This is a genomic window from Marinobacter sp. bablab_jr003, assembly GCF_016464245.1.
Lineage (GTDB): Bacteria > Pseudomonadota > Gammaproteobacteria > Pseudomonadales > Oleiphilaceae > Marinobacter > Marinobacter vinifirmus.
The window spans coordinates 48,242-58,463 of sequence record NZ_JADARC010000033.1; the positions used below are offsets into that span (position 1 = coordinate 48,242).

Genomic DNA, 10,222 nt, shown 5'->3' on the forward strand with positions numbered 1-10,222 from the left:
ATTGTGAAGAAAGCTCAATGTATCAATTGCATTACAACAGTCCACTTATTTTCCACTCCGCTCAACTGGCCAGTCACTAAAAGCGATGAAGTAGAGCAAAACCAGATTGACGATGGGGATAAGTATCAAGACCCCCATCCAACCCGGATAGCCCGTGCGCTGGCAAATACGCCAGGCCGGGATGACGACTACGATGGCAATCACCAGCATCCACAGCCAGTGCCCGGCCCACATGGTGTTGCCAAACATGTTTTCCCCCATCGTGATACTGCCCTCCATGTTGAATTCCGATTACTGGTGACCGTGAGCATGGGATTCCTCGTGGCCGTTTTTTTCGGCTGCTGCAGCCCTTTTCAGGAAAAGCTGCCCGGATACCGCGATCACGATCATCGTGACAACCGCCACGCCAATGACAAACGGGTCGGTATTCAGTTTGACCCAGACAAAGCCGCCAAGCACGAGCAAATCCAGACCGATGGCCGTTGCCGGCACCCACGCCCTGGCCTTCACATCGTCGCGCAGGTAGCGAAGCACGCCCCAATGGATGGCAATGTCCATAACCAGGTAGAACACGATACCCAGGGCGGCAATCCGGGAGAGGTCAAAGAAGGCTGTCAGAGCCAGCCCCAGGACCACAGTGTAGACCAGCGTGTGCTTCTGGATGCTGCCCGGCATACCAAAATGACGGTGAGGGACCAGTTTCATTTCAGTCAGCATGGCAAGCATGCGCGAGACAGCAAAAATGCTGGCCAGAATGCCACCCGCGGTGGCCGTCATGGCAATGGCGACCGTGAACCAGAGGCCATAATCCCCCAGCGCCGGACGCGCGGCAGCCGCAAGGGAGTAATCCTGGGTCTTGATGATTTCCGCCAGGGACAGGTTGCTGGCCACGGCAAAACCGACCAGGGTGTAGATCACCACGCAGGCCGCGATGGAAATAATGATTGCTCGCCCCACATTCCGCTTAGGATCTATGACTTCGGAACCACTGTTAGTGATAGTGGTGAAGCCTTTGAAGGCAAGTATTCCAAGTGCCGTCGCACCCAGGAAATTGCCTGCGGTTCCGGCCTCGCCCGGGCTTGAGAAATCCACCGCCAGGCTGTCGGCAATCCAGACGCCCACCAGCCCGAAAACCAGTATACCGCCGATTTTCAGAAACCCGATAAAGGAAGCCACGCCCTGAATCATCCGGTTACCGAGCAGATTGGTCAGAAACGCCGCCAGGATCAGCGACACACCCAGAATGGACACCATGCGACCACTTTCATCACCACCGAACAGTTGCATGGTGTAGGAACCGAAAGTACGCGCGAGGAAGCTCTGGGCGATCACCATCGAGAAATACATCAGCAAGGCGTTGAACGCGGTCGGCAGCCGATTGCCATAGGCTTTGTAAAGGTACATGCCAATGCCCCCGGCTGACGGCCAGGCATTGGAAATCTTGACGTAGGAATAAGAACTGAAGCTGACGATCACCGCGGCCGCCAGAAACGCCAACGGGAAAAGAACCCCCGTCATCTGCGCCATTTGCCCGGTAAGGGCAAAGATACCGGCGCCGATCATGACGCCGGTACCCAGCATAACGGTTCCCGTGAGGGTGAGACTGCCTTCCTTGTAGCGAGTAGTTCTATCTTGTTCCCTGCTCATTTAACCTCCGGTTATTTTCGTTTCATGGGCGGGATCTTTGAACAGCAAAACGGATCATGCTTGGCATTGGCACGAACGTTGTCATCTGTAAATCGATACCACGCCAGCTTCCTTTGAGCCCACCACCCCGCCTTCAACCGGCCACCATGTGCTCCAATCACCTCCAATAACTCGTCGGTAGACCAATGAGTCCCATCGAAGGTAACGTCTAACAGATTATTTGGCTTGCGTTCGGCAAAATCAACACAGGGGTGATGATTGAGTTCGTGAATAAAGTCAGACCATTCACTCTCTTCAAAACCTTCCACGACAAGTTTCCGTCGCAGCAGGAACTGTTCCTGGTTCGATGCTTTATGTGCTTTAGTCATGGCGGGCCCCTCTTCGCCTTATCATTTCCCCTCAATGACAACATGCGGACCTGAACTGCGACTGAAAATCAGTGAAGGTTTTCGATGAAATTGACGTACATCATAAAATAGAGCCAGGGCAACCCCTGGCTCCTTATTCATTCCGATCAGAACGAGATGCGGGCACCGACGACTGCGAACCAGTCTTCTGTGCCACCGCCTTCGGCTTTAGCGAGATCTGCGGTATCACCGTACTTGCGCTCATGCACCACGCCCACGTAAGGCGAGAATGCGCGATCGATCAGGTCATAGCGTAACCGGAGCCCAGTTTCGGTGGAAACCAAGCCTTTGCCCACGCCAATTTCCTCATCCTCGCTGAATGCTACCGTCGCATCCAGGGTTGCAGACAGGATCCAGTAATTGGTGAAAAGCAGCTCGTATTCCGCGTCGATTTCGGCAGACGTATCACCATCCTTGCTGGCATACAGGTTGGCATCGACTTCAAACCATTGTGGGGCAAGCCCAGCGACACCCAGCACGGCATAAGTGCGATCCGGCCCTTCAGGGGTGTCGAAGCGAACACCCGCTTTGGCGTCGAAGAACTTGGAGATGGGGATCTGGCCGACCAACTGGTTTTCCAGTGTTTCGTAGGCCTGTTCCTCTATCTCGTATTCCCCGGTTGTGAGCAGCCGGACTTTGAACTCGTCGGTGCCATAGAAGGCATCCGCATTCCAGACGCCCAGTTCCTCATCATCATCGCTGTATCGGTACTCAAACTCCTCAAATTGAACACCCCAGGCTGTGAGCGGTTGTTTACGAGCGGTGGTATCGGAAATCATTTCCTGAGCTATCACCGTCGTTGAGAAACCAATAGAGGCAAGGAAACTGACTGCGGCAAGTGATCGAATACAGCTCATGCCTCACCTCCATCTTCAGCAACAACGCCTGTCTTGGCCTGCGTGGACTCAGGGCCACCCTCAACAATCACCTTGCGGAACATCCCGGCAGCCGCATGGTAAGAAAGATGGCAATGGAACGCCCATTGGCCTGGCTCGTCAACCTCGGTTTCCATGTACACCGTAGTGCCCGGGTTCACGCTAACGGTGTGTTTGATCGGGTTCCACTGACCTGCGCCAACATCAAGGATGGACCACATACCGTGCAGGTGCATGGGATGAGTCATCATGGTTTCGTTCACAAACTTGAAACGGACCCGTTCACCATATTTGAGACGAATGGGATCCGCGTCTTCGTATTTAACACCGTTGATACTCCACGTGTAGCGTTCCATATTGCCGGTCAAACGAAGCTCGATCTCCCGAGTCGGTTCGCGGTCTTCGTACAACGGGTCCTGAGCCTTCAGATCAGCATAGGACAGGAACTTGCCACCATTGGCCGCCGTCGGCACAAGGCCACTGCCCTTGGCATAGAAGGGATCGCTGGGACCGCCTTTTCCCATCGCCATGGAACCATGGTCCATGCCGGACATGTCAGAGTGATCCATTCCTTTCATGTTGGAGTGATCCATTCCTTTCATATTCGAATGGTCCATGCTGCCCATGTTTGAGTGGTCCATTCCGGACACACCTTCTGAGCTGCCCATATCCATGTTTCCATGATCCATGCCTGCCATGCTGCCATGGTCCATACCGGGCATACCGCCCATATCCGCCATGGTCAGTCGGGCAGCTTCACGCAGTTGCGGCACGGCCGCTTCCATACCCTCTTCAGGGGCCAATGTTGCCCTGGCATAGCCCGAACGCCCCATGGATTCAGCAAAAATGGTGTAGGCCTGCTCATCTTTCGGACGGACGATCACATCGTAGGTTTCCGCCACACCGATCCGGAACTCGTCCACACTAACCGGCTGAACGTTGTTGCCATCTGCCTGCACAACCGTCATGTCCAGACCGGGGATCCGGATATCAAAGTAAGTCATCGCCGAAGAGTTGATAAAACGCAGCCGAATGCGTTCGCCCGGCTCGAAGATCCCTGTCCAGTTTTGGCTTGGTCCTTTGCCGTTGATCAAGCCCGTAAAGCCATGGATATCCTCAACGTCCGCTTTCATCATCCGCATGCCACCCCAGGCCATACGGTCACTGACGGTGTTCATCAGGCCATTTTTTGACACGTCCGAGAAAAACTCGCCAACGGTTTGCTGCTCGCGATTGTAGTAATCCGGCATCATTTTCAGGTTGCGCATGATGCGGTCACCGGAATGGGGGTGCTTGTCAGTCAACTGCACCACGTATTCACGATCGTAGCGGAATGGCTCACGGCCCTCGGGCTCGATGACAATGGCACCATAGGCGCCGTCCGGCTCCTGAAAACCAGAGTGGCTGTGGAACCAGTAGGTGCCTGCTTGCTGGATAGGAAATTCATAGGTGAATGTTTCACCCGGCTTGATACCTGGAAAACTGATACCTGGCACACCATCCTGGTCGAAGGGAAGGATCAGTCCGTGCCAGTGGATCGAGGTCATCTCGTCCAGGTTGTTGGTCACGTTGATTTTGACGTTTTCACCTTCCTTGAAGCGCATCACCGGTCCCGGAGATGCACCATTGTAGCCGATACCTTCTTTCACGAAATCGCCGGTATCAATTTTAACCCGGTCAACCGTCAGGCCGTATTCACCGGCCATGACCATGGCCGGCATCAGCAGGGTCAAAAGCCCTGTCAAAAGGCGTATCTTCATCTGTTTTATTCCCAACTGCACTTCATTGGAGCTAGGCTGGAAAGCCTTCACCAGCCCTTGCAATCGTGCGGCGCTCAGCACACTGTATTATTCGAAATTTACGTCACCGTACATTCCTGACTGGTAATGGCCCGGCACGTTACAGGCAAATTCGATATTGCCTTTATCAGAGAACTTCCAGACAACTTCCTTGCTCTGCCCGGGTTCCAGTAAGACGCTGTTGGGATCGTCGTGTTTCATGGAATGACCATTGCCCATATCCATGTTCATCATGTCGTGGTTCAGCTTGCCGCCCTGAATCACGCCATGCTCAACCATCATCATCATTTCCTTCTGATGGGCTTCGTGCATATCCGGGGTGCCGATGTTGAATTCATGCACGAGGTTGCCCTTGTTCTCTACCACAAAACGCACCGTTTCACCGGGTTTCACTTCGATCGCTTCCGGCTCATAGTAGTTGTCGTACATTTCAACCGTGATCGTGCGGGCAGCTTCGGACGCTTTAGCAGGTTCTCCGCTGCTGGCTCCGTGCCCACCACCGTGGGCTCCTGCTGCAAAAGCACCCGCTGACATTGAAAAGGCCACACCCGCTACCAACAACTTTGATACATTCATACCATCTTCTCCTGTGAAATCGTTCAGCAACAATTAATTGTATTTTCAGGACACTTGATCAATGTCCAGAATCGTTACATAAGATCGCTTACCAACCTGAATTCTTACTGAAAATTCAAAAAAATTTATTTAGGCTGAATTCAGGACTACTAAAGACATTACGTTGAATTCACAGTCGCCGCTCAGCAAAAAGGAAAAAAAATGCGTTTACTACTGGTTGAAGACGATCAGATGCTCTCAAACAGCCTTTTGCATCAACTTGAAAAATCGGGGTTCAGCGTGGACCCTGCGTATACGGCAAAAGAAGCAATAACTCTGGGTGAACAGGAAGATTATCGGGTCAGCATCTTGGATCTGGGGCTGCCCGACGGCAACGGTTTAGATGTTTTAAAAAAGTGGCGCGCAAAGAACATTGCCTTTCCCGTACTAATCCTGACAGCGCGAGATGACTGGCATGATAAAGTGGCTGGACTAAAGGCAGGGGCAGACGACTACCTCGCAAAACCTTTCCAGACCGAAGAGTTAATTGCACGGCTGAATGCTATTGTTCGCAGGAGCGAAGGGAGAACACATTCATTGGTTAAGGCAGGCCGCTTTGTGCTGGATGAAAATCGTCAATGCTTGTCGGTGGACGATGGAACTGAACATCCACTTACCGGCACAGAGTTTCGTCTCCTGCGCTGTCTGATGAGTAAGCCGGGCCATGTCTTTTCAAAAGACCAATTGCTGGAGCAGCTTTACAGCCTCGAAGATAGCCCGAGCGCGAACGTTATCGAGGCATATATTCGGAGGCTGCGAAAACTGGTGGGAAATTCCACAATATCAACCCGACGCGGACAAGGCTATATGTTCAATGATCAAGTTTAAGAAACCTGCTTCTGTAAAAGGCGCCCTGCTTGCACTGCTGCTGCCCGCAGGTGTTGCCTTGATGGGAACTGCCTGGTTCACACATGGTGTTTTACTCGAGAGAATGTCCCGTGAATTTATCACGGACAGGCTAAGAGAGGAGGTTTCGTTTTTAGAGCACCAGATCCGGGACAGTGACGGAGCCTTCGACGAACTCAAGACGGGCGATTACTTTCAGCGCGTCTTCCACCATGCTTTTGTGCAACACTCCGATTCCAAGACCATCATTTCGCCGGAATCGTGGAAGCCGCTCCTGGCGCCGCTAATCAAATCGGAAAAAGAAGGCACTATTCGGGTCGAGAATTCTGAAATAACAGAGGGTCCAGCCGACATTTTGGCGTATCGAAGTTCCTTCGTCGCAAACGAAAAATCGTTTGTGGTTATCGTTGCAGAAGATCTCGGCGCATTGAAGAATAGCCAGGCAGAGCTACATGCATGGACAGCAATCGCATCTCTTTTACTTATCTCGTTACTAGTTTGTGCAATCTGGTTCGGAATCAATCTATCCATGCATTCTGTCACACGACTCAAGGCGTCACTGAAAAGACTCCAGGATGGGAGCGTCTCGCGTATAGATATGACTGTCCCCGAGGAGTTCCACCCTCTCGTCGAACAGTTGAACCAGCTGCTTGACTCACTTGATCAACGATTGGAGCGCTCGAGGAATGCGCTGGCAAACCTATCCCACAGCGTTAAAACTCCGATTGCGTCTGTCCAACAAATTCTCAGCGACACTTCTACGCCGCTAGATAGCGAGTTAAGGCAGCAAATAGCTGCGCGTCTCGGGGATATTGACAAACAACTTGAAGCTGAAATGCGCCGCAGCCGGTTTGCTGGGCCGCAGGTAGGAAAAAGCTGCTATCCAGTAGAAAAAGCACGGGACCTTCTGTGGATGATGGGAAGACTATACCCGGCAAAATCATTTGAGTTATCAAGTTCTCTCCCAGAGAATAGCCGTTGGCCAATTGTAGAATACGACCTATCTGAAATACTGGGGATCGTGCTGGACAATGCGGGGAAGTGGTCACATAGAGAGGTGGAGCTAATATTGGAACAATGCGGCCCCTCAAAACGAATTGTCGTGACAGACGATGGTCCCGGCGTTGAGGAAGCTGAATTGAGCAAGCTTGGTCAACGAGGATTAAGGCTGGACGAACAGACTCCGGGCCACGGGCTCGGCCTTGCAATCGTTCAAGACATTGTTAGCCGGTATGGTGGGAAGATCGTCTTTTCAAATCGCCCACGGGGTGGATTAAAGGTCACGATTGAATTTTGAATTCACGGAAGTTAACGAGTGGGTTATCGCGCCTGAAAAACTCTGACAACTCTACCCTTAGCAAGAACCAACGCAGTCAAACAAGTACGATTTGCCACATAACCGCACTGGCCTGACGGTGGCAACCATTCAGCGGGACCACGGGACCACATGCTCGATGTCGATCTCATTGCTGTTCTGGATGACTTTGCCTGTGAACGGACTGATTCAGCGGCCCGAAACCACTCTGCAACGACGTTCATCTGCAAGCCGGACCTTGGTCGTGGATTGTGCAATCAATGCCTCAGTACGGCTGTCTTGACAATTTCCATCGGCGTCTTCCCAACCTTGCCCGAACGCAGACCGTTCGTAGCTTTGTAACTTGCCTTTCTGCTCTTGGACCTGTTGAACCGAGGCCAAAGAGACACCATCCGGAAGTTTACCGCCTGAATCCAGGCAGGCATCAACAGAGTCGTAGGGTTGATATTTCTTGATTCGCTCATACCAACTTCCTTGCGGTGGATGGCAAAGGCCGCTGCTCGACTTTTTATATTGGAAGCATGAGCCGGAGCACTGATAAGACCTGCTACCACAAAAACGAAGAGGGGAAGGATTCTTAAAGCGCAAACCATGATGTGTAAAGGCTCTCTCAAGTGTAAACTTACGGAAGGCTGCACACGTATGGTCCCTCGCAGCCTTACACTCCATGGACGATGCTTCACTCCTAGGAAGCGACAACGATTGACCGAAGGTCGGTGTTTCCAGTTTGCAGCCCAAAGAGGCTGAGAAGTTTATTGACCATTTTCGATTGCAGCAAGCTGACGTAGGCCTCAGAGTAGAGCAGGCGACGCCTGCTTGGCTGCGTACTATCTTTAACGTGATTTGGACGGGAAAGATCGACTATCCATGGCTATTAGCTTTTATGAAAAAGGGGAGCTGACCTCTGGCTTCCACGGTTGGCGAGTTGTTGCCACCATCCGAGGCAAACGCTATCAGAAGTATTTCTCTCTTAAGAGGCCGAACAACAGAATTACTCAAGAACTCTGGTACCAGTATCAAGAGACCAGGGCCAAGTACTATGAGGCCCGTTACATGGCCCGCTCCGCAGCACTTCAATATCTGGATTTCATTGGAAAAGACCATCCCTCAACCCTCCCCTGTCGCGGTGTTGGCTTCCAGGGCATCACGCTTGGCATCGGAAGCGGGAAAAGTGCTGCACAGGAAACCTGCTATTTCTCCGTAAACAAACGAGGAGCTGCTAACAAATTCTACATAGATGAGCGGGCATCTCTATCTCAGGCCTGGGAGCATGCCGTAAAACATTGGGGAGAAGTCTTCAATATCCGACCCAAAGACGTAGCTAAAAAGCTCGAACAGGTTCCCAGTCCTGATCAGTTCAAATCGCTTCGAAAACAACTGAACAATCATGAGGGCTGCGACTATCAAGCCAGCGTCCTCCATCATGTTTACGCCGAACAACGTAGCCAGCTGGAAAAACATAAGGCTAAGGCAACCACCAGAGGAAAGCTCAACGAGGATGATCTTCTGGCAATGTACGCGAACCTAGAGCGCCAGGTGTCAGAGTTTCGGAATTAGATCTATTCAGTGTCTTGGCCGAAGGACCGGCCCAGCGCGTCCGGTTTAGACGAAAAAACCCTGACCATTGGCTGTCGTCCTTCCACGACGCCAACAATTCTGTCATATCCGATGAAAGCCCCTACCATGTAGACACCGGGGCCAAGCCGTTTGTAGGGCTCAAGAATCATCGTTCGCCAAGCTTCGATATCCAATAGAACCGACTTTAACTCTAGAACTAATCGTAGAATCCTGCGGTCCGCCACGCCGAGCCAATGAGAAAGCTCAATATTATCTTCTGTAACGATGCCGACGGTTTCCATTGACGCAAACGCTTGAAGGGTGGCGTAGTCATATTGTGTCGGCGACGAAACTCCGTCCTCAGCTCGCTAATCCCGTTCACGTGGATTTCCAACTAGTAAGGTCAGAAGGCAAATACCGTAACCTTTCCAAAGGCAATGCGGACAGTAACCGATGCTCATTGAGAGTGATGGAACACCTCTGACCCAAAACTGTATATTCGAACATTATTCTGATAATCCTGATTGACTAGGTCAAGATTGGGTCGATCAAAGGGTGCGAATTGTCACAAGCGGGGGTGGTGCCAAGTCTCTCCTTGGCGCGTCACACCACTGGGCAGATGTCGCGTTTGCCTAGCATCCGTGCCGGCGTTGAGTCCCGGTCGTCCTGGCCAGCTGACTCGGCCCCAACCCTATCATTGTCAATGCAGGATTCGTGTGAGATATATCTTAAAGCTGCGTAGGATCCTGAATTGGGCGTGGCGGCGACTGTCCGACCAGGGATGAGGAGGATTAACAATCAACCTGTTTCGCAAGGTAGGCTCTACCGACCTTCTTTGCATATCGAGTCTAATCTACCGACATATGCCTGAAGTCGTTAATTGAGAAAGACTCAGAAACAAGTTTAAACAATGAATCAGCCAACTGGTCATGCCGCTATAGCGTGGTCGGAAATTGACACAACAAATTATCCTGTGGTCGCAAAGCGAACATTCAGATCCGAGCAGGAATGCCTTATTTTAGGTTCATCGCGCTTTACCGGGAAATGCTGCTTTTATCTTCAGAAAGAAGTAGTCGTTATCCCGGTAGCCGTAGGCCACCCGCTTGATCACCTTGATCTTGTTGTTCATTCCCTCCAACACACTGGTGTTCAGCCGGTAGA

10 protein-coding genes are annotated in these 10,222 nt (G+C 51.8%); 3 read left to right on the plus strand and 7 right to left on the minus strand.

Going from position 1 to position 10,222, the window contains the following annotated elements:
• Nucleotides 1–45: 45 nt before the first annotated feature.
• From H3Z84_RS02060 to H3Z84_RS02085, 6 genes are all read right to left on the minus strand, one after another.
• Complete coding sequence (locus H3Z84_RS02060) at nucleotides 46–279, minus strand: hypothetical protein (protein ID WP_008169431.1); 234 nt, start codon at nucleotides 277–279, stop codon at nucleotides 46–48.
• Nucleotides 280–291: 12 nt separating this feature from the next.
• A complete protein-coding gene (locus tag H3Z84_RS02065) occupies nucleotides 292–1,647 on the minus strand; it encodes an APC family permease (protein ID WP_199456072.1) in 1,356 nt (451 codons plus the stop codon).
• An 11-nt stretch (nucleotides 1,648–1,658) separates the two neighbouring features.
• A complete protein-coding gene (locus H3Z84_RS02070) occupies nucleotides 1,659–2,015 on the minus strand; it encodes a hypothetical protein (protein WP_199456073.1) in 357 nt (118 codons plus the stop codon).
• Between the two features lie 146 nt (nucleotides 2,016–2,161).
• Entirely contained in the window at nucleotides 2,162–2,911 is a 750-nt protein-coding gene (locus H3Z84_RS02075; RefSeq protein WP_092031102.1) for a copper resistance protein B, read from the minus strand.
• Nucleotides 2,908–4,689, minus strand: a complete 1,782-nt coding sequence (locus tag H3Z84_RS02080; RefSeq protein ID WP_199456078.1) for a copper resistance system multicopper oxidase — start codon at nucleotides 4,687–4,689, stop codon at nucleotides 2,908–2,910. Before H3Z84_RS02080 ends, H3Z84_RS02075 begins: the two co-directional genes overlap by 4 nt.
• A gap of 87 nt (nucleotides 4,690–4,776) precedes the next feature.
• Nucleotides 4,777–5,304, minus strand: a complete 528-nt coding sequence (locus tag H3Z84_RS02085; protein WP_199456074.1) for a cupredoxin domain-containing protein — start codon at nucleotides 5,302–5,304, stop codon at nucleotides 4,777–4,779.
• 201 nt (nucleotides 5,305–5,505) lie between these two features.
• Between H3Z84_RS02085 and H3Z84_RS02090 the strand changes: the two genes are divergently transcribed.
• The 3 genes from H3Z84_RS02090 (at nucleotide 5,506) to H3Z84_RS02100 (ending at nucleotide 9,061) form a co-directional block, all read left to right on the plus strand.
• Nucleotides 5,506–6,171, plus strand: coding sequence for a response regulator transcription factor (locus tag H3Z84_RS02090; RefSeq protein ID WP_199456075.1), 666 nt, complete (start codon nucleotides 5,506–5,508; stop codon nucleotides 6,169–6,171).
• Entirely contained in the window at nucleotides 6,158–7,486 is a 1,329-nt protein-coding gene (locus H3Z84_RS02095) for an ATP-binding protein (RefSeq protein ID WP_199456076.1), read from the plus strand. Before H3Z84_RS02090 ends, H3Z84_RS02095 begins: the two co-directional genes overlap by 14 nt.
• 885 nt (nucleotides 7,487–8,371) lie before the next feature.
• Nucleotides 8,372–9,061 (plus strand): hypothetical protein, encoded by a 690-nt coding sequence (locus H3Z84_RS02100; protein WP_099615980.1) that lies wholly within the window; start codon nucleotides 8,372–8,374, stop codon nucleotides 9,059–9,061.
• A gap of 1,024 nt (nucleotides 9,062–10,085) precedes the next feature.
• Here H3Z84_RS02100 and H3Z84_RS02105 read toward each other — a convergent pair.
• Nucleotides 10,086–10,222, minus strand: a 137-nt coding sequence (locus H3Z84_RS02105; protein WP_199456077.1) for a transposase, incomplete at its 5' end; no start/stop codon positions are given.